This is a genomic window from Pseudovibrio sp. FO-BEG1 (assembly GCF_000236645.1).
Taxonomy (GTDB): Bacteria; Pseudomonadota; Alphaproteobacteria; order Rhizobiales; family Stappiaceae; genus Pseudovibrio.
Genome location: NC_016642.1, coordinates 2,333,311 through 2,352,394 on the forward strand (window position 1 = coordinate 2,333,311; position 19,084 = coordinate 2,352,394).

The 19,084-nt window shown below is 51.9% G+C and carries 15 protein-coding genes; 10 read left to right on the forward strand and 5 right to left on the reverse strand.

Annotated elements, in window-relative coordinates:
- Positions 1 to 42: 42 nt before the first annotated feature.
- The 6 genes from PSE_RS10730 to PSE_RS10755 are packed head-to-tail and all read left to right on the forward strand — an operon-like array spanning position 43 to position 5,680.
- Positions 43 to 1,041 carry a transcriptional regulator gene (locus PSE_RS10730; protein ID WP_041768315.1) on the forward strand — a complete coding sequence of 333 codons (999 nt, stop codon included), beginning with the start codon at positions 43 to 45 and terminating at the stop codon, positions 1,039 to 1,041.
- Positions 1,038 to 1,526 carry an Lrp/AsnC family transcriptional regulator gene (locus PSE_RS10735; RefSeq protein WP_014284873.1) on the forward strand — a complete coding sequence of 163 codons (489 nt, stop codon included), beginning with the start codon at positions 1,038 to 1,040 and terminating at the stop codon, positions 1,524 to 1,526. The genes PSE_RS10730 and PSE_RS10735 overlap by 4 nt, the downstream gene beginning before the upstream one ends.
- On the forward strand, positions 1,523 to 2,098 hold the full coding sequence (locus tag PSE_RS10740) for an AsnC family transcriptional regulator (RefSeq protein WP_008548901.1): 576 nt from the start codon (positions 1,523 to 1,525) through the stop codon (positions 2,096 to 2,098). Before PSE_RS10735 ends, PSE_RS10740 begins: the two co-directional genes overlap by 4 nt.
- Positions 2,034 to 3,248, forward strand: coding sequence for a heme d1 biosynthesis radical SAM protein NirJ (nirJ, locus tag PSE_RS10745; protein ID WP_014284874.1), 1,215 nt, complete (start codon positions 2,034 to 2,036; stop codon positions 3,246 to 3,248). Before PSE_RS10740 ends, nirJ begins: the two co-directional genes overlap by 65 nt.
- Entirely contained in the window at positions 3,223 to 4,824 is a 1,602-nt protein-coding gene (locus PSE_RS10750; protein WP_244421373.1) for a nitrite reductase, read from the forward strand. Before nirJ ends, PSE_RS10750 begins: the two co-directional genes overlap by 26 nt.
- Positions 4,781 to 5,680, forward strand: coding sequence for a CbiX/SirB N-terminal domain-containing protein (locus PSE_RS10755; RefSeq protein WP_208998147.1), 900 nt, complete (start codon positions 4,781 to 4,783; stop codon positions 5,678 to 5,680). Before PSE_RS10750 ends, PSE_RS10755 begins: the two co-directional genes overlap by 44 nt.
- Before the next feature lie 76 nt (positions 5,681 to 5,756).
- Here PSE_RS10755 and PSE_RS10760 read toward each other — a convergent pair whose 3' ends face one another.
- Entirely contained in the window at positions 5,757 to 6,407 is a 651-nt protein-coding gene (locus PSE_RS10760) for a peroxiredoxin (protein ID WP_014284877.1), read from the reverse strand.
- A gap of 98 nt (positions 6,408 to 6,505) precedes the next feature.
- Between PSE_RS10760 and PSE_RS10765 the strand changes: the two genes are divergently transcribed.
- Positions 6,506 to 7,414: a LysR substrate-binding domain-containing protein gene (locus tag PSE_RS10765; RefSeq protein ID WP_041768319.1), complete on the forward strand. Its 909-nt coding sequence runs from the start codon at positions 6,506 to 6,508 to the stop codon at positions 7,412 to 7,414.
- Between the two features lie 34 nt (positions 7,415 to 7,448).
- Here PSE_RS10765 and PSE_RS10770 read toward each other — a convergent pair whose 3' ends face one another.
- Complete coding sequence (locus PSE_RS10770; RefSeq protein WP_208609206.1) at positions 7,449 to 8,168, reverse strand: Crp/Fnr family transcriptional regulator; 720 nt, start codon at positions 8,166 to 8,168, stop codon at positions 7,449 to 7,451.
- Positions 8,169 to 8,817: 649 nt separating this feature from the next.
- Here PSE_RS10770 and PSE_RS10775 point away from each other — a divergent pair.
- Positions 8,818 to 9,243: a GNAT family N-acetyltransferase gene (locus tag PSE_RS10775; protein ID WP_014284881.1), complete on the forward strand. Its 426-nt coding sequence runs from the start codon at positions 8,818 to 8,820 to the stop codon at positions 9,241 to 9,243.
- A 41-nt stretch (positions 9,244 to 9,284) separates the two neighbouring features.
- Here the strand turns inward: PSE_RS10775 and PSE_RS10780 are convergent, their stop codons facing one another.
- On the reverse strand, positions 9,285 to 9,770 hold the full coding sequence (locus PSE_RS10780) for a hypothetical protein (protein WP_051125903.1): 486 nt from the start codon (positions 9,768 to 9,770) through the stop codon (positions 9,285 to 9,287).
- 342 nt (positions 9,771 to 10,112) lie between these two features.
- Between PSE_RS10780 and PSE_RS10785 the strand changes: the two genes are divergently transcribed.
- The gene (locus tag PSE_RS10785; protein WP_014284883.1) at positions 10,113 to 11,192 is read left to right on the forward strand and encodes a helix-turn-helix domain-containing protein; all 1,080 of its coding nucleotides are present in this window, start codon (positions 10,113 to 10,115) and stop codon (positions 11,190 to 11,192) included.
- Positions 11,193 to 11,236: 44 nt separating this feature from the next.
- Here PSE_RS10785 and PSE_RS10790 read toward each other — a convergent pair whose 3' ends face one another.
- Positions 11,237 to 12,901 carry an aminotransferase class V-fold PLP-dependent enzyme gene (locus PSE_RS10790; RefSeq protein WP_041768320.1) on the reverse strand — a complete coding sequence of 555 codons (1,665 nt, stop codon included), beginning with the start codon at positions 12,899 to 12,901 and terminating at the stop codon, positions 11,237 to 11,239.
- 599 nt (positions 12,902 to 13,500) lie between these two features.
- On the opposite strand from PSE_RS10790, the gene PSE_RS10795 reads away from it, so the two are divergent.
- Positions 13,501 to 18,162, forward strand: a complete 4,662-nt coding sequence (locus tag PSE_RS10795) for an ExeM/NucH family extracellular endonuclease (protein ID WP_014284885.1) — start codon at positions 13,501 to 13,503, stop codon at positions 18,160 to 18,162.
- Between the two features lie 64 nt (positions 18,163 to 18,226).
- Here the strand turns inward: PSE_RS10795 and PSE_RS10800 are convergent, their stop codons facing one another.
- Entirely contained in the window at positions 18,227 to 19,021 is a 795-nt protein-coding gene (locus PSE_RS10800; RefSeq protein WP_014284886.1) for a hypothetical protein, read from the reverse strand.
- Positions 19,022 to 19,084 lie beyond the last annotated feature (63 nt).

Below are 19,084 nucleotides of genomic sequence, written 5' to 3' on the forward strand. Positions count from 1 at the left end.
CAGGGCGGCGGTGGCCGCCCGAGCGATTGGGGAGTTTGCGATATGAGCGCACAGCTGAGTGATATTGATCTCGTACTGGTGGACAAGTGGCAGCATAATTTCCCACTTGTTCCAAAGCCATTCAATCTCATAGCCCGGGAAACCGGGGTGGACGCCCTGGATGCGATCAGCAGTTACGAACGGTTGGTGGCAAATGGCGTTATCTCGCGCATTGGTGCTGTGCTGGCTCCGAACACAGTCAGCGCGAGTTGTCTGGCTGCGGTTTCTGCGCCTCCACACTTTGTGGAAACCGCGGCACAGATCATCAATGATGAGCCGGGGGTCAACCATAACTACCTGCGTGAAAATGACCTGAACATCTGGTTCGTGGTTGTTGAACGAGACCGGGCGACCCTGGAGGCTACACTTGACCGTATAGAACGGACCACCAATCTCGTGGTTCACGCTTTTCGGATGGAAAAGGCTTTCCACCTGGATCTGGGATTTTCTCTGACAGAGAAGCGGTTGGAAAAGAAAACCCCGGTGCTGCCACCTGTCGACATGTCAGTGCTGGAGCCGGGTGACATCGGTCTGCTGGAAAAACTTTCTGACGGCATTCCGCTTTCAGACCGCCCGTTCTTGCGCATTGCGTTGAAGCTGGGTCGTTCGGAAACATCCGTTCTGGAGCGCCTCAAGATACTGCAGGATGCTGGCATTATTCGCCGCTTCGGCGTTGTCGTGCGCCATCGCTCCATTGGTTACAAGGCCAATGCCATGTCTGTCTGGAACGTGCGCGATGAGCACATCGATGATGTCGGTGCCATGTTCTCTGCCGATCCGATGGTGAGTCTTTGCTATCAGCGCAACAGAGAGATGCCGCTCTGGCCATACAACCTTTACACCATGACCCACGCAAACAGCCGAGAAGAGGCGCTTGAGGTCATCAATCGGCTTTCCACCATGGCCACGCAGCATGTGATGAGCAGCGACGTGCTGTTCTCCACCAAGTGCTTTAAACAGCGTGGTGCCCGTCTTGCCTACAACGCTGGAGTAAGCGCATGAGCTCAGATATTGCTCATTTGAATGAACCGGCGCGGGTGCATCTGGATGATCTGGATCGCAAGCTGATCAATCGTCTGCAGGATGGCCTCCCGGTCGTCTCCGAGCCGTACGCGGCCGTCGCCGAAGAGCTGGGCATAGAGGAAGACGTGCTCCTGAAGCGCCTGCAATGGCTGCTTGAGACGCGCATCCTGACCCGTTTCGGTCCCATGTTCGATATTGCCCAGATGGGCGGTGCGTTCTGTCTGTGCGCGATGGCTGTGCCAGAAGAGCGCTACGATGAGGTGACCGAGCAGGTGAACTCGCTGAGCGAGGTGGCGCACAACTATGCCCGTGATCACGAACTGAACATGTGGTTCGTTCTGGCCACGGAAACCCCTGAAGAAATTGAGACTTGCGGGAAACGCATTGAGGAGCTGACAGGTATTCCTGTTCGGCTGTTCCCGAAAGAACGCGAGTTTTTCATTGAGTTTAAGGTCCCGGCATGAGCACGCATAATTTTGAAGAATTCTCTGAATTTGATCGTGCTTTGGTCGCAGCGCTGCAAGAAGGGTTGCCGCTGGTCTCCGAGCCTTATGCGCAGATTGCGAGCCAGCTTGGCGTTAGTGAAGAGCTGGTGCTGGAACGCGTTGCATCCATGAAAGAAAACGGTGCAATTCGTCGTATCGCAGCTGTGCCAAATCATCGCGCCCTGGGCATGCGTGCAAATGGAATGTCCGTCTGGAATATCGTTGATGAAGATGTTGAGCGTATTGGCCAAATTATGGGCGCGCTTGACTTCGTTTCCCACTGTTATCAGCGCCCCAGATGGATGCCCACATGGCCTTACAATGTGTTCGCCATGGTGCACGGAAAAACTCGCGAAGAGTGTCTGACTTTAGTCAAGGAAATAGAGGCTCTCGTGGGTTCATCATGCAAGGGACATGACGTCCTGTTTTCGACAAAAACCCTGAAAAAAACAGGACTTAGACTTCGTCGCAGAGGGGAGAGCCCGCGTGTTTCGTCTGACCCATTATCTCAAAGCTCTAGCGGATCCGTATCCACTTCCACCAGCGCGTAAACCTGCTGGACCGGTCGTAATCTGGAACCTGATCCGCCGTTGTAACCTGAAGTGCAAGCACTGTTACACAACCTCAGGCGATGTAGATTTTCCCGGCGAGCTTTCAACAGAGCAGGCCTATGAGGTTATTGATGACCTGAAAGGCTTCCGCGTACCGGTCATCATCTTCTCTGGTGGTGAGCCGCTTATGCGCCCGGATATGCTGGAGCTGTCGGCACATGCCAAGCAGCTCGGCTTCTATACCGCCCTGTCCACCAACGGCACGCTCATCGACAAAGAGATGGCGCGCAAGATCGGCACCATCGGTTACGACTACGTTGGCATTTCGCTGGATGGCATCGGCAAGGTGCATGATGACTTCCGCGGCATGGATGGCGCGTTTGACCTGTCCTTGCAGGCTGTTCGTCACCTGCGTGAGGAAAACGTGAAAGTTGGCCTGCGCTTTACGCTGACAGAAGACAACGCTGACATTCTGGATGACTATCTGGAGCTGTGCGATCGTGAGGAAGTAGACAAGATCTACCTGTCTCACCTGGTGTACGCAGGCCGTGGTAACAAGAACCGTGGTGAAGATGCGCACCTGAACGTGACCCGCAAAGCCATGACCCGCCTGATTGAAAAGGCTTGGGAAGATGTGCTGGCTGGAAGCTCCAAAGAGTACGTGACCGGCAACAACGATGCGGATGGCATCTTCCTGTTGCAATGGGTGCGTGAGAATATGCCGGAGAAAGCTGGCTATCTGAAAGATATGCTTGAGCGCTGGGGTGGCAACGCTTCTGGTGTAAACATCGGCAACATCGACAACACCGGCAAGGTGCATCCGGACAGCTTCTGGTGGCACTACACCATCGGCAACGTGAAAGAGCGCAAGTTCTCCGAGATCTGGCAGGATGTATCCGATCCTGTGATGGCGGGGCTGAAGCAGACACCGCGTCAGATCAAAGGCCGCTGTGGTTCTTGCCAGTACTTCAACATCTGTAACGGCAATACGCGTGTAAGAGCGCTGCAGCTGACCGGCGATCCTTGGGCGGAAGATCCATCCTGTTACCTGACGGATGAAGAGATCGGTCTGGAAGATACAAACCACCAGCGCGTTGAAACAACACCATTCCGGGGAGCTCGTCATGAAGCCAAACACGTTTATGCCTAAACTCGCCGGTGTTTTATTGGCAACCTGCATGCTGGCAGGTGCTGCTGAAGCGCGCGGTAAAAAACTGGAACTTTATCCGGTTTCCGATGCCACCAAAGGCACCTATCAGGAACTCTGTGCGGAATGCCACGGCGGTGACCGCCTCGGCGGCATTGGCCCGGCACTGTTGCCGGAAAGCCTGAAGCGTCTGCGTGCAAGTGCTGCGGCGTCTACCATTAAGGAAGGCCGCGTTCACACCCAGATGCCTGCGTTTGGTGATCAGCTGAACGATCAGCAGATCGCGGATCTGGTGAACATGATCAAAACCCCGCTCGGCGCAATGCCGGTTTGGGGTGAGAAGGAGATCATGGAGACACGGATCTTCAACGAGGACTACAAGCCCGTTGAAAAGCCAGTCTACGAGTCCGATCCGCTTAACTTGTTCGTGGTGGTGGAAACCGGCGATCACTACGCCACTGTCATGGATGGCGATACATTCGAGCCGCTGACACGCTTCAAAACCCAGTTTGCGCTGCATGGCGGTCCTAAGTTCACACCGGACGGTCACTACGTGTACTTCATGTCCCGAGATGGTTGGATCACGAAGTACGATATGTGGGCGCTGAAAGTGGTTGGCGAAGTGCGTGGCGGCATCAACTCCCGTAACATTGCGCTTTCACGCGATGGTAAGCACATCGCGCTGGCAAACTACCTGCCGCACTCATTAGTGATGCTGTCTGCTGAAGACCTGTCCGTTGAAAAGATCTTTGATGCAGAGTCACTAGGCGGTGAAACCACTCGCGTTTCCGCGGTTTATCAGGCTCCTGAACGTGACAGCTTTGTTGTCGCTATGAAGGATACACCTGAGGTTTGGGAAGTCTCAACCAATCCAAACGCAGATCCTGAGTTCAATGCTTACGTGGACTCCGAGAACTACGGCAAGGATGGTGCGAAACCAACTTCAGAAGGTCTGTTCGCTCTGCGTCGTATCCAAGTTGATGCGCCGATGGACGACTTCTTCTTCGACCAGTCCTACAAGCACCTGATGGGGTCTTCCCGTGATGGTAAGAGTGGTGTCGTGGTTGATATGGATGAAGGTTCCACCATCGCCAAGATCGACCTGCCAGGCTTCCCGCATCTGGGCTCCGGCATCAGTTGGGAGTGGGAAGGTAAGCCAGTGATGGTGACCCCGCACCTGCGTGAGAGCAAGATTTCTGTGATCGATATGTCCAACTGGTCCGTATTGAAGACACTCGATACGGCTGGACCGGGCTTCTTCATGCGATCCCACGAAAATTCCAAGTACGCTTGGGCGGACGTGTTCTTTGGTCCAAACAAGGATCAGATGTACGTGATCGATAAAGAAACGCTCGAGATCGTAAAGACGCTGAAACCGCTCCCGGGTAAAACCGCTGCTCATATTGAGTTTGACCGTGATGGCAGCCACGCCATTCTCTCCATCTGGGAGAATGACGGCATGATCATCATCTACGACGCGAAGACGCTTGAAGAAGTGAAGCGTATTCCAATGAGCAAGCCATCTGGAAAGTACAATGTCTGGAACAAGATCACCTTCTCCGCTGGTACAAGTCACTAGCGATCTGGCACTTGTTCTTGCTGCTCATGGCGATTTGGGCGGCAAGGGCGCCGACAATACACCAGGCCACGTGCGCCTGAAGAATGCTCTGGCGCCCTTACTGCCCGAACTGGATGTGGTGAGTGGGGTGATGAAAGGGACCCCACCGCTGCAGGAAGTGGTCGAAATCCTCCCGCACGAGCATGTGCTCGTGCTACCTCTCCTCTTAAGTAACGGCTACTTCTGCAAAACTGTCCTGCCTCGCAGATTGGGGCTGGACCCGGACCACCAACAACAGAAAGAAGGTGAATGGCAGAATCTGAACCGAAGTGGGCAGTACATCAAGCTGTTACCCCCTCTTGGTGTATTGCCTTTCCTACCTGATCTGGTTTCCGAAAGCATTCAAAGTACGCTGGCACCAAACAGCAAAAGTACCTTGATCAAACCGGACCTTGACCGGGAAGTGATGATTGTCGCCCACGGCTCCACGGTAGGGCCGGAATCACGGCTATGTGCACTTCAACTCAAGGATCAACTGGAAAGCCGTTACGGCTATAAAAACCTGCGTGTTGCGTTCCTCTCTGAGGAACCCTTTGTCGAAAAAGCCGTTCTCACGCTCTCTGAAGATGCGATTGTCGTTCCGCTGTTTGCTAGCGGTGGTCTGCATGGCCATGACGATATCGCTGAAATGATGAAGAGCGCACCTTCTGGCTGCAAACTTGCCCCCGTCATTGGCTGCGAACATGCACTGGCTCAACATATTGAGAGCTATTTGCATGAAACGGTACTGGTATCTGGCGCGAAACAACCCCTTGCAGCCTTAACCGGTAACACACCTCCAAAAGGTGGTGCGGATTGCGGGCGAAGAGTTTCCTAGAACTCTGAGTACGGCGCAATTTTGGCTTAAGGTTCAGGCAGATAAAACGCCTGAACCTCTCTGTGTGCTGCCTTCTTTATACAGCCATGTCTTTCTTGGAGAAGTACCAGTCTACATAGTCGTAGCCGGCGGACTGGCGATTTTTTGCTTCTTCAAGAGTTGCTGGGGGAGGCACGATAACCTGATCTCCCGGCTGCCAGTTTTCTGGAGTGGCGACCTTGTGTTCCTCTGAAGTTTGCAGCGCTTTTACCAGACGCAGGAACTCATCTACTGAGCGTCCGTTGGTCATTGGATAATACACCATTGCCCGCAACACACCCTCAGGATCGATGATGAACGTTGCTCTGACAGCTGATGTGTCGGAAGCGCCCGGCTGGATCATGCCATAGGCCTTAGCGACTTCCATGGAGAGATCGGCGATGATCGGAAACGGTACGTGCACGCCAAACTTCTCTTCGATGTTTCGCGCCCATGCGATGTGGGAGTAGTGGCTGTCAATGGAGAGACCCAGCAAGGCTGTGTTGAGTTTTGCAAAGTCATCTGCAGCGTTGGCGAAGGCTATAAATTCCGTGGTGCAAACCGGAGTGAAATCAGCTGGATGGGAGAAGAGGATCAACCATTGCCCTTTGTAATCACTCAATGATTTGACGCCATCGGTTGTCGGTGCGGTAAAATCTGGAGCTGGTCTGTTAAGCTGTGGCAGTGTGATCATGGTTTCTTCAGTCATTTATTTTCCTCAAACTCATTTGATTTGATAAATGCAAGTTAGCGATCTAAAATAATTAGTAAAATTGATTTATCGGAAAACAGTAATCTGGAAAATCTATGAGTCATCTCCCGAGTTTGCGGCAGTTAGAGTTTCTGGTTGCGTTGGTTGAAGAGCAGCATTTTGGTCGTGCAGCTGAGAAATGTAATGTCAGTCAGTCCGCATTAAGCACAGCTTTGAAAGAGCTGGAGCAGAACCTTGGTGTTCATCTGGCGGAACGAACCAAACGATCCGTGACCATCACGCCTCTGGGCAATGCGTTGGCAGATAGAGCGCGCCGCATTCTGCTTGATACAAGGGCTTTTGTAGACTTTGCTTCGGCAAATTCCAGGTTTCTGGCTGGTGATCTGAAACTAGGCGTCATCTCAACAGTTGGGCCATACCTTTTGCCCGGCATCATGCCGCACCTACGCAAGAAGTTTCCGGAGCTACGCCTGTTTATCAAAGAGGGAATGACCAGCGATCTGCTTTTAGCCCTGCAAAATGGATATCTGGATGCAGTGTTACTGGCTCTGCCATTTGAGATTGGCGATCTTGCTTATGAGACACTGTTTGAGGATGGATACAAGCTGGCCGTTGGCCCAGACCATCCGCTTGCAAAACTGAAGCATGCTGACGGGGCTGATCTGGAAGGCACCAGGATGATGCTGTTGGAAAAAGGGCATTGTTTACAACAGCATGCCCTTTCCGCATTTACTCCAATCGGACCTGTACAAGACAGCACCTTCGAAGCGACCAGCCTTTCCACATTGGTTGGTATGGTGGCAGAAGGGCTTGGAACAACGCTTCTGCCTGACATAGCAATCAAGGCCGGGCTGACCGACAAGTATGATCTTCATCTCGTTGATGTTGACAAGGCACTGCCAAGAAAAATCACGCTAACGTGGCGAAAAAGCTCACCACGTGGAGAGGAGCTAAAACAGCTCGGAGAATTCATAAAGCAAATCTACGAGGGGCAGGAGACCTGACCCGGAAACCAAAATCAAAAAGATGACTTCTCGCCTAACCGTGGCTTGAATGCATAACGACTGTGCGTTCCTGTTCTACCAGTGTGCGCAGAGCCTGAACGTTTGAAATGATAGCCCGGTTCTGTTTGACCTCAACGCCGTAGCTTTTCAGCTTCTGGAAGGCGCGGGACAGACTTTCCGGCTTCATTCCCAAACGACCAGCAATCAGAGCTTTATCGTAGGGCAGTACCAGTGTGCAGGAACCGGCAGGTTCGGAACTAAGGTTCAGAAGGAACTCAGCCACTCGCTGTGCACCGGTGTGTGTTTTCAGGCCCTCGATCTGCAGCACGAGCTGGTGCAGGTGCATGGACAGAGACGACATCATTGCCAGTGCGATGTTTGGATCAGCTGCAATAGATTTGGCCAAATGGGCAACAGGAATACAAAGCACAACACTATCGGTGACCGCTTCGCCGGAAGCTGGATAGTTTGAGTTTGTAAAGGCTGCTCCTTCTGCGAAGGTTTGCCCGCGGGTGAATACCCCTACAACGGCCTCATCGCCGCTGCTTGTCGCGCGAAAAACTTTGACCCATCCTTCCAGAACGATAAAAAACGCGTCTGCTTTATCATCCTGAAAAAATATCATCTCACCGCGCGAGACAGATTTCTTAGTGGCACCCCGAAGCAGCTGTTCTCTTGCCTCGGTACTCAACCGTTTAAGCAAGGGAATTTCAGCGAGCTTCTCCACTTCACTGCTAACTATAGTAGTAGACATTTTTACAGACCTCTCCCACGATCAGCACAATCGTACTGTTGCGTAGATGAAGGACGTTGATCTAACGCAAGTGTTTTTGCGCAATCGGCATCTTGGAGTTGTCCTCTTGAAAACAAATGGACCTAACGAAAATCAAGGAGCTAGAGAACTCATGGGATTAGGGTCCATTTAAGGTAAAGTTTTCGCGTCGTGGCGAAACTTGCCTTTTTGGCTCAAATATATGTTTAAAACTGTCTCCGGGAATATTTTTTGCCCGATGTTGACTGTGAAACAGAGCCTTCTCGATGGTGAAGACGCGTCCGGAATGGGAAACGGGCATCGGTTGCGTCTTCACCATCAAGTCCCTCAAGCAGCGCATATTTTCCGGAAATAGAGAGATGCAACGCACACGTGTTGTCCGTGCAACAGATGTGCAGGAGAGGGTGTGATGGGTGATCCTGCTGGCTTGACACTGCGCGCGATGAGCTTAACGTAAGAGCTCCTGAAGTGTCTCAGAGGAGTTTTGATGTCCCGGATCTGAGGGCTCGCAAAAAGAACCCCTATGCATGTTTCAAACCATAAGACCGCATGACTTCGCGCGGCTGCTTTCGCATGCCTTTAATTCTCCGAACATCATAGGCCGCTCAGCGGCATTCTTCAGGATATTCCAATGATCCGTAAATTTGAAACTCGTGACACCGAGGCCATTGTTGACGTCTGGCTGAAGGCCAGCAAGTACGCGCATACCTTTTTGAGTGATGCGTTCCTCGCAAATGAGACCAACAACATCCGCAATATGTACCTGCCATCTGCTGATACATGGGTGGTGGAAGCAGACGGGTCTGTCGTCGGTTTCATCTCATTGCTGGGCAATGAAGTGGGCGGACTGTTTGTGCATCCGGACTTTCACGGGCGCAAGCTCGGGAAGGCTCTGATGGATCAGGCTGTTTCTCTCCATAGCAGCGTAGAGCTGGAAGTCTTCAAGCATAATCCCATTGGCCGCCGCTTTTATGCGCGCTACGGCTTTGAGGAGATGCATGAAGCCTTTAGCGAAGAGACACAACAGCCCGTAATCCGGCTAAAATACTCGGCTTAACAACAAGAAACGAAGGAGAGGGCGTACAGCTCTCTCCGGTTCTAGCGTTTGGCTTTGCGTTCTCCAAAGAGCACAGAGAACACAAGGGCCATCACGATTGCCATGCCCACGTGGCCGACGAATGATGACTGGGTATAGGCGCCAAAGTCCATCATGAAGCTTCTGCCGATGAAGGGCGCAAGCATGCCCTGTGCGATGTACCAGAGCAGTACACCTGCCACGACACCGGCAATCAGGAACTTCAGTCTGGTCATCAGATGCACGGCCAGTATGGCCACAGGGAAGGCGATTGCACCCACTGAGAAATGGATTGCAAACGCTGCACTGTAGGGAATGGACAGCCCAAAGAGTTTGGATGTCAGTGCGATCACGAGATTGGCAGGTTCCAATACAGGCCCGAACAGGATTGGCGAGACGAACCACGCATATGCTTCAAAAGCGAGCTCGCCGACAACACCTGCCAACACGACGGCGGGCAGGAGAACTCTGAGAGAGTGGGAGTTGGCGGCTGACGACTGCAGGGGCATGGGTGATCCTTCGAAGGCTCATAGGGGAGTGGGGAGCTCTCCTGAAGGTGTGCCTTGAATAGGGCTGCTACAAGGCTGAAGCCTGCATCTCATCATCACAATAATTTCAGCAGTGCGCGAGCATCTGCGAGGTGTGGCAACACACCAATGCCAGAATCGGTGATTGTGCCATCGTCATGCATCAATGCAAGAAACTCAGGAAAAAAACCAGATTTCGGGTAATCTCAAACAAAATGCACATTGATCTGGACGCTGCGTCATTGTTTGCAACGCACCTGAAGATGTATACAAATGGAATAAGGTTTTAGTAAAAGCACGTATTAAGTGCATGACTTTACGAGGATGCATTTCTTGGGAGAGGTGGATCTCAAAAAAGGAGTTCAGCCAACGGAGATTTCGCAGCCTATTCCTCAGGCTGTGTTTTCTGTCGACGGTGTGGCTCCCGATGAGCGCTTCTCTCTCTGGAAAGAGAGCATTTCCTTCATGTTTCAGGTGGAAGCAGACCATGCCGTCAGGACGGATAATTTCACCGCTGAAGTTGATGCTCACATGTTCGGGCAAATTGTTCTGGCCCGGACAAAAAGCAGAAAACAATTCTGGGAACGGAGTGAACTGACCATCGCAAGAGATGGGATGGACCATTTCATGATCCAGTTATTTGAAACCGGCGACATGTTCTATGAGCATGACGGTACACAGCATTCTGTTGCACAAGATGGCCTTATCATTTTTGATTTAGCCAGGACGTCAAAATCCTGGACCAATACATTTTCAAACCTGTCCCTGATCATTCCCAGGGAGTTGCTTGAACCAAAACTGGTTTATCCAGATGGGCAGCATATGAGGAGATTGCCCGCCTCGCAGCCCATGGTTCAGCTTCTGTACAGTCATATTAAAACGCTGAAAGAGTTGTCGGATCAGCTCAGCCTGTCTCAGGCAGCTGACGTTAATCCGGCAACTCTCTCTCTTGTTGCTGCATGCCTTAACAGCACGGCTGATGGTGTTGTTATTTCAGATGCCAACAGTCATGCTGCGCAGATCATGCTGGCAAAACGTGCAATCAATGAAAACCTGTCGAACCCAGCGCTTACGCCTGAGGTGGTGGCCTCCAAGGCAGGCATTTCGCGGTCCAAACTCTATGAAATGTTCCGCAGCTATGGTGGGGTAAAGAGCTTCGTGCTGGAGCAGCGGCTGAAAGGCGCTATGATGGCCCTTATCAGCAACAGCAATGCTCACCGTTCCAATGCCGAAATCGCCTTTTCCTTCGGCTTTGCGTACGAGAGCACCTTTAGCCGTGCCTTCAAGAAGCGCTTTTCCATTACACCTACAGAAGCCCGGAACTCCGCAGGCGTTGCATGGACACACGCTGCCGACATGCCGGATATTGACCGGCGCTACGAAGACTGGGTCAAACGCCTGTAAGAGCAACAAAGGCGCCGTAGATATCTCCGGCGCCTTCCAGTTTTTTAAGCCACGGCCACGTCTTGTGGGCGGACGAACCAGCGTAGTTCTTCCACCTTTTCAGGCTGAACCACATTGTAGCGTTGTTCAGCACCGTGCGTGCGAAGCAGTTCGGCTTCTGCCGCTTCCATAGTCTCTGCCAGTGAGGGGCGATCAGACTTGGGCGCCGGGGCAGGCATCGCGGTGAAGTCGAGTGTGTCGAGGGATGCTGCCAGCTCGGCCTTGTGGTTCTGATAGCGCCAGACAGCGCCATTTGGATCAAACCGGTAGAACGGCAACAGCTTCCAACCGTGCTCTGCGACCAGCTCAATAGCGCGGACAAGGTACTCGAAGGTTTCCTCATCAATGAAGTAGTTGAAGTTGAGACGGATCCAACCCGGACGCAGGATCATGTGGCCTTCAACCAACTGTTCTTCCAGCGCCTTGCTGTAATGCATATCCATGCCCAGCAGAGCGTGACCATAAGGGCCAGCACAAGAACAGCCGCCACGCGCCTGAATACCGAACAGGTCGTTGAGCAACGCCACGATAAAGCTGTAGTGCAGGTCTTTGCCTTTGTGGGTGATCTTGAGCGAGGTGATAGACAGGCGCGGCGCCTCAGTGTTACCGAGGATCTCAATGTTCTCACATTTTGACCAACGCGCCACAGCTCTGGAAACAAAGCTCTCTTCCCGCCGATCAATCTCATCAGTTCCAACCGCTTGCTGAAGCTTGAACACGAGGCCTGCGCGCACAGATTCCACGATGGCGGGCGTTCCGCCTTCCTCCCTGCGCTCAGCATCAGCCACATAGCGGTGATCTTCCGGCGTTACGTACATCACGGTGCCACCACCCGGCATGGCTGGCACGCGGTTCTTCAGGATAGCATCGCTGACAATCAGTACACCCGGCGTGCCGGGTCCGCCGACAAACTTGTGTGGCGACAGGAAGATAGCGTCTTTGGAGCTATCTCCCTCTTCCGTCTCTTCGCCCGCCATATCAATGCCCACATATGGGCCTGCTGCCGCGTAATCCCAGAAGGACAAAGCGCCGTGTTTGTGAAGCAGGCGGGCAACGGTGTCAACGTCGGTTTTCACGCCGGTCACGTTGGAGGCTGCTGAGAAACTGCCGATTTTAAGGGGGCGATCTGCGTACTTGATCAGCTGCTTCTCAAGATCGTCCAGACAGACCTGTCCGCCCTCACAAAGCGGAATGGAAACCACGTCTGCGATACTCTCGCGCCATGGCAGCTCATTGGAATGATGCTCGTAAGGGCCGATGAAAACAACGGGGCGTTCTTCTGCTGGAATTTGCTGCTCAAACTTGTAGCGTGCGCTCAGGTCAGCAGGCAGTTTCAGGTTGAGAATGTCGATCAGCTTATGGATCGCAGAAGTTGCACCGGAACCGCAAAATATCACTGAATGATCGTCGTTTGCATTCACCGCAGAGCGGATTTGCTGGCGGGCTTGCTCGCGCAGAGCTGTGGTCTGCGCACCGGTGTAGGAGGTCTCTGTGTGAGTGTTGGCATAGTAGGGAAGCACGTGATCGCGGATGTAGTCCTCAATCATGCTCAGGGAACGTCCTGACGCTGTGTAATCCGCATAAACCAATGGCTTACGACCAAACGCTGTGGTGATGGCCGCGTCCTCACCGATCACCGAGTTTCTTATTTTATCGATCAAATTACACATGTTTGTCCCGCTCTTTTCTGCCGCCTCTTCAGTTTTTGGTTCTGATGAACCCTCTCCAAGTTCATCTGGTTTGCTGAAAAGATCTCATATAAGAAACTACATGCTATAGATAATAGTCAAGTTAGAAAATGATACTCTAAATGAGATAATATGTAGAATGATAATGGGTTTGCTCAAGCGGTAAATGAAGACCGTCAAAAACCCACCAAAAAACGTAATTTTGATAATTAAATTTTAATTGTATCTATGGATTCGCAGTGCGGTTTTGCGATATGTGAGTCGCGCAGAGGCCAAACAGGGCTGAAAAGTATCCCGGGTTATGCACAGCACCGGGTAATCTTTCATCGCGACGACATAGATATGCAACGCGAAGTTGAAAAAAATTTCACAAAAGAAAATATTATTCGAAATAATATGCAAAAAGTGAAAAATTGATCAATAGCGCCTTTACGTCATCTCTTACATCGAGAAAACTAGCGATGCATGCTGCAGAATTTCATTCGGGCATATCGCAAAAATAAACGTTCGCCTTGGCTCCTGGCTCTAACTGGGAGGGGAGTGGCGAATACGGATAAGATGAACTGTAACGGGGTTGATACATGTTCAATTTCTTTCCTCGATTTAACTTCTATTCGATCAACGTAAAATTCGGCACGTGGTGGGACGACGTCATCAACGGCACCGATGGCATTGATTGGGTCTGGGGTTTCAACGGTAACGATACCATCTCCACATATGCTGGAAATGACTGGATCCGTGCAGGTAAGGGCAATGACCTTATTTTTGCTGGTGAAGGTAATGACCGCATCAGCGCAGCTGGTGGCGACGATGTCATCCACGGTGGTGCAGGCAATGACAGCATCAATGGTGGTCGTGGTTTCGATACAGCCGTTTATGAAGGCTCAATCGACGATTACTCATTCCAGCAGCGTGGTCGTTGGTGGAACCCGAAGACCAAAGTCATCGCAAACGACGGCTCTGAAAAAGACACCTTGATGAATGTTGAGGCGGTCTACTTCCAGGCTGACGATTACACCTACTATCTGGATGGCCGCAACAACGAGATCCGCGCTGGCGAAGATGCTGTTGCATCCGGCGATGAAGGTCTGGTTATTGACGCAGCAACACTGCTGGAAAACGACAAGGATTATGACGGCGACACCCTGTCTATCACTGGCGTTTCCGCAACCAGCACATCTGGCGCTACTGTTTCTCTCGAGAACGGTCAGGTCTCTTATAACCCAGGCAACGTGTTTGACAGCCTGCGTGAAGGTGAGACCGCTGAAGATACCTTCACCTACACAGTTACCGACGGCAACGGCAGCACCAAAGACGTCACCGTGACTGTAACTGTGACAGGTTCCAACCAGGCTCCTGTTCTGTCTGTTGCTTCTGATGTTTCCATTGCGGAAAACACCACTGAAGTGGCAACTGCATCCGCAACCGATGTAGACAACACAGACCTGTCCTACTCCGTTTCCGGCACTGATGCAGATCTGTTCGAAATCGATGCTGAAACCGGCCAGCTGAGCTTCAAGACAGCACCTGACTTTGAAGCACCTGCAGATGCAGACGGCGATAACGTTTATCAGGTTGAGGTCACTGTAACCGACGCTGATGGCGGTACTGACATGAAGAGCGTTTCCGTCACTGTTGAAGACGAAAACGAAGTGACCCGTGATGTCATCGCGTTTGACATGGTGGATTCTCAGAGCGAAGGTCTGGTGAGCTTCACCAACAACGCGCCTGATTTCTCCAGCGTTGCTGATGGCTTTGGCAAGTTCACTGCAGACAGTGCACCGTTCTCACTGGTGGATTCCACCAATGGCGGCTTTGAGAATGACGTTCTGGGTATCATCGATGAATCCACCAACTCCGGTGAGTTCTTCGGCGTAACCGACAGCATCAACGGTGACAACGATGGTGAACTGACTGCGTCTTGGACCTTCAATATTGCTGGTTACAAAGATCTAGGTCTTTCTCTTGATCTTGGTGCAATGGGCGACTTTGAAGGTACAGACACCTTTGTGATCCGTTACTCCATCGATGGTGGCGAAGAGCAGGTTCTGTACTCCTTCACATCTGACAATGACGGCGCACAGACCTACACCCTTGCCAGCGGCAAGACTGTTGATCTGGATGATCCGCTCACCGATGCAGATGCAGGCATTGTGCTGACCAACCAGCTGCAGACCCTCGTGTCTGATCTGGAAGGCACTGGTTCTGAGCTGACTATCAGCATTGAAGGCAAGTCTGACGGCAGTTCTGAAGCATTCGCAATGCAGAACCTGAAGATCCTTGGCAACCCTGCAGTTGTGCGCGAAACCTTCGCGTTTGACATGGTAGACTCTCAGAACGATCGTCTGATCGAGTACACCAGCACTGCGCCAGACTTCTCCAGTGCTGCAGACGGCTTCGGCAAATACACTGCCGGTGATGCGCCGTTCTCCATGGTCGACTCCACCAATGGCAGCTTCGAGAATGACTCAATTGGCGTGATCGATGAAGCGACCAACACTGGTGAGTTCTTCGGCCTGGCTGATACCGTCAACAATGACAACCCAGATGGTGACCCGCTGGTCGCAACCTGGCGCTTCGACATTTCAGATTACAGCAACATCAGCCTGTCTCTGGATGCCGGTGCTATGGGTGACTTCGAGTCCGATGATGTTGTGACCATCCGTTACTCCATTGACGGCGGTGAAGAGCAGACCCTGTTCTCCTTCACATCTGACAATGATGGCGCACAGACCTACACCCTTGCCAGCGGTAAGACTGTTGATCTGAACGACCCGATGGTTGAAACCACATCCGGTCTGGTTCTCACCAACGAGTTGCAGACGCTGATGGCTGATCTGGAAGGTTCCGGCTCTGAACTGACCATCACCGTTGAAGGCTCAGCGAACGGCGGCGACGAAGCATTCGTGTTGCAGAACCTGAAGCTCGAAGGTGATACAACAGGTGGCGGTGGTACTTCCACAACCTACGCAATTGCGGCTGAAGCTGACTCCAAAGCTGAAGGCGACAGCGGCGTAACCTCCTTCGAGTTCACCGTGACCCGTGATGGTGATCTGTCTGAAGCTGGTACTGTTGACTTTGCTGTTGGCGGTGACGTTGATGCAGCTGATTTTGGTGGCACTCTGCCATCTGGCAGCATCGAGTTTGCAGCTGGCGAAACCACCAAGACCATCACAGTCAACATCACTGGTGATGAAACAACAGAACTGAGCGAAGCTCTGACCGTGACCTTGAGCAACCCAACCGGTGGCAAGATCACAACAAAGAGCGCAACCAGCACTGTTGAGAACGACGACACAGCGCCTACTCTCATCTCTACCATTCAGGGTGAAGGTGCAGAATCCGACATGGTTGGTGAGTTCGTTTACGTGAGCGCGCTTGTGACCCGCCTGACCAGCAATGGCTTCTACCTTCAGGAAGAAACCACTGACAGTGACGGTAACGCAGCAACCTCTGAAGGTATCTTCGTTTACACCGGCGCGGCTCCAACCGTTGCTGTTGGTGATGCAGTGTCCTTCGGCGGTACAGTTGCTGAATTCGGCGGCCAGACCCAGCTGACAAACATTGCTGATCTGAACGTTCTGTCTTCCGGTAACGAACTTCCAGAATACATGCAGGTGCTTCTGTCTCCGACAAACCAGCATAACCTGGAAGCTCTGGAAGGCATGCGCGTCAGCATTGCTTCCGGCACAGACGATGCTCTGACTGTCATCGAAAACTTCAATTTCGACCGCTACGGTCAGATTACAGTTTCCGCTGGCTCCCAGTATCAGGCAACTCACCTGTATGATCCGCAGGACGAGCTGGACCAGATCATCGAACATCAGGAAATGAACCAGAACAACCGCATCCTCATTGATGATGGTTCTTCTGAGCAGAACCCTGACGAGTTCACCTACGTTCCTGTGACCGCTGAAAACGGCGACAACGGTAACGGTTATCTCGACAAGGACGACGACTTCTCCGCTGGCGCAACTCTGCGTCTCGGCACGGAAATCGATGCTCCGATTGAGGGTGTTCTGACAGAAGGCTTCGACGGTCATACTCTTGTTGTTGACGGTCAGCTGTCCATCGACGAGAGCACCAACTCCGGTGCACGTCCTGAGCAGCCTGCTGATGTTGGCGGTGAACTGAAAGTGTCCAGCTTCAACGTGCTGAACTACTTCACCACCCTTGGCCAGCGCGGTGCGAGCACCGAGGCAGACCTTGCACGTCAGACTGACAAGATCGTCAAGGCAATGCTTGATATCGATGCGGATGTCTTTGGTCTTCAGGAACTGGAGAACAACGGCTTTGATGATGCATCTGCAATCAGCGCTCTTGTTGATGCCCTCAATGCAGAACTGACTGCTCAGGGCCGGACGGACGAGCTGTACACCTTCGTGAACCCGACTGATGGGGCTCCGATTGGCTCTGATGCGATCACCACTGGTATGATCTACCGTCCAAGCAAGCTGACTGTCATCGAGACAGAAACCTACACCTATCAGGAAACAAGTGCTGCTACGACTTACGCAATTGCGGACCGTCTGCAGGAGTTTGCTGATCGTTCATACGTAGGTGACTTCCAGCGTAACCGCCCAACCGTTGCAACCACCTTTGAGGATGCAAATGGTGAGCGCTTTACCCTTGCGGTCAACCACTACAAGTCCAAAGGTCCAAGCGGCCTGAGCGATCTGGTGGAAGACATTCAGGGCAAGCTGGATGCAGGTACCATTCCGGCAGCTGATGTTGCTCAGGTGCAGGCAGATCTTGATGCTCTGATCGCTGATCCAAACTACGATCAGGGTGACGGACAGGCGTTCTGGGCTCAGGCACGTGAAGATGCAGCAAAAGAGCTGCATGAGTGGCTGAGAACTGAGTACGCAGGTGCGGGTCTTGATCCGGACATCCTCGTGATCGGTGACTTGAACACCTACGGCAAAGGCGACTCCGTACAGGAACTGATCGAAGGCGGTGACATGACCGATCTTCTCTCTCAGTACCTGGGCGATGAAGCGTACAGCTTCGTGTTTGATGGTCAGCGCGGTTCTCTGGACCACGCTCTGGCATCCGACAGCCTTGCTGAACAGGTGACTGGTCTTGCTGAGTGGCACATCAACGCAGATGAGCCAGATCTACTCAGCTACAACAGCCGCTTCACCGACGCTGGTTTCTACAACGACGACCAGTACGGCGCTTCTGACCACGACCCACTCATCATCGGTCTGGACCTCAGCAGCCCAAGCGAAATGCTGGTTTAAGCAAAAAAGAAGGCCCTCGCAGGTACGCGAGGGCCTTTGCCTTAGATGAGCCAGTTTTCGGCAGTTAAGCTGTTATATTGACTGTTTCCCCCAGCCTGGTTTGAGAGCTCGTGAGATCTTTACGTCGGGCATCAATTACTTCAGCAAGATGCTCTGCTCTTTCCATATGCTCATCAATCATTGCCGTAGATGAGGTTTCGATCTCTCTCCAATAATCTATCGATTTGCCTTGCTTGTTTTCTTCAATATCTGACAGGAGCTGTTGAAGACGCCTCACTCCTGAAAGTCGATCCTCTTCGCTTGTGGGAACACCTTGATCTTGAACATAAGCACTGCCATCGGGCTTGAATGTATATATTTGATCTTCGAAGTATACAAAATGTTCTTCAGTTGAAGCGTTAATTCTTGTTCCTTGCTTGCTTAGCTCTTTTGTGATCCAGCTAACTTGCTCATCATTCAGCCTTACCGGAGCAACAGGCTCTGTGTTTACAAACTTCTGATAGTAATCAGCCCAAAAATTGTTAAATTTATCACGGACCAAAACGCTATGAGCTTTTAATTTTTCAAATCTAGAATTCATAGCAGCACTCAATGCTTCAGCGTGTTCATGCATTAGCGCTAATACCTCCGTCACTTCGTTGAATCCTGATGGAATTTGATCGCTTTCAACTGAGGCCTTCTCGCTCAGTTCTCTCAGTTCAGGACTGATTATAACAAGGTTTTCTTGAGGCTTGTGGACTGAAAGATCTATCGCTTTGGAGGTTAGAGATTTCGCATCTATCTGAGCGTTTTCAAGCCGCGTGCGTGTTGGCAAGTTCGTAGGTAGTTCAAGTCTGGAATTGCTGGTTACTACAGACATAATTTAAATCCTAAAACTATTATTTGATTATGTATGTAGGGCATAATAATTCCAAGTAATGTT

Coding starts and splice junctions, on each gene's coding strand:
- PSE_RS10755 (WP_208998147.1), top strand. CDS start 4,781: ATGTCTGGAACAAGATCACCTTCTCCGCTGGTACAAGTCACTAGCGAT.
- PSE_RS10760 (WP_014284877.1), bottom strand. CDS start 6,407: ATGACTGAAGAAACCATGATCACACTGCCACAGCTTAACAGACCAGCT.
- PSE_RS10735 (WP_014284873.1), top strand. CDS start 1,038: ATGAGCTCAGATATTGCTCATTTGAATGAACCGGCGCGGGTGCATCTG.
- PSE_RS10730 (WP_041768315.1), top strand. CDS start 43: ATGAGCGCACAGCTGAGTGATATTGATCTCGTACTGGTGGACAAGTGG.
- PSE_RS10750 (WP_244421373.1), top strand. CDS start 3,223: ATGAAGCCAAACACGTTTATGCCTAAACTCGCCGGTGTTTTATTGGCA.
- PSE_RS10800 (WP_014284886.1), bottom strand. CDS start 19,021: ATGTCTGTAGTAACCAGCAATTCCAGACTTGAACTACCTACGAACTTG.
- PSE_RS10795 (WP_014284885.1), top strand. CDS start 13,501: ATGTTCAATTTCTTTCCTCGATTTAACTTCTATTCGATCAACGTAAAA.
- PSE_RS10790 (WP_041768320.1), bottom strand. CDS start 12,901: ATGTGTAATTTGATCGATAAAATAAGAAACTCGGTGATCGGTGAGGAC.
- PSE_RS10770 (WP_208609206.1), bottom strand. CDS start 8,168: ATGTCTACTACTATAGTTAGCAGTGAAGTGGAGAAGCTCGCTGAAATT.
- PSE_RS10740 (WP_008548901.1), top strand. CDS start 1,523: ATGAGCACGCATAATTTTGAAGAATTCTCTGAATTTGATCGTGCTTTG.
- PSE_RS10775 (WP_014284881.1), top strand. CDS start 8,818: ATGATCCGTAAATTTGAAACTCGTGACACCGAGGCCATTGTTGACGTC.
- PSE_RS10765 (WP_041768319.1), top strand. CDS start 6,506: ATGAGTCATCTCCCGAGTTTGCGGCAGTTAGAGTTTCTGGTTGCGTTG.
- PSE_RS10780 (WP_051125903.1), bottom strand. CDS start 9,770: ATGCCCCTGCAGTCGTCAGCCGCCAACTCCCACTCTCTCAGAGTTCTC.
- PSE_RS10785 (WP_014284883.1), top strand. CDS start 10,113: ATGCATTTCTTGGGAGAGGTGGATCTCAAAAAAGGAGTTCAGCCAACG.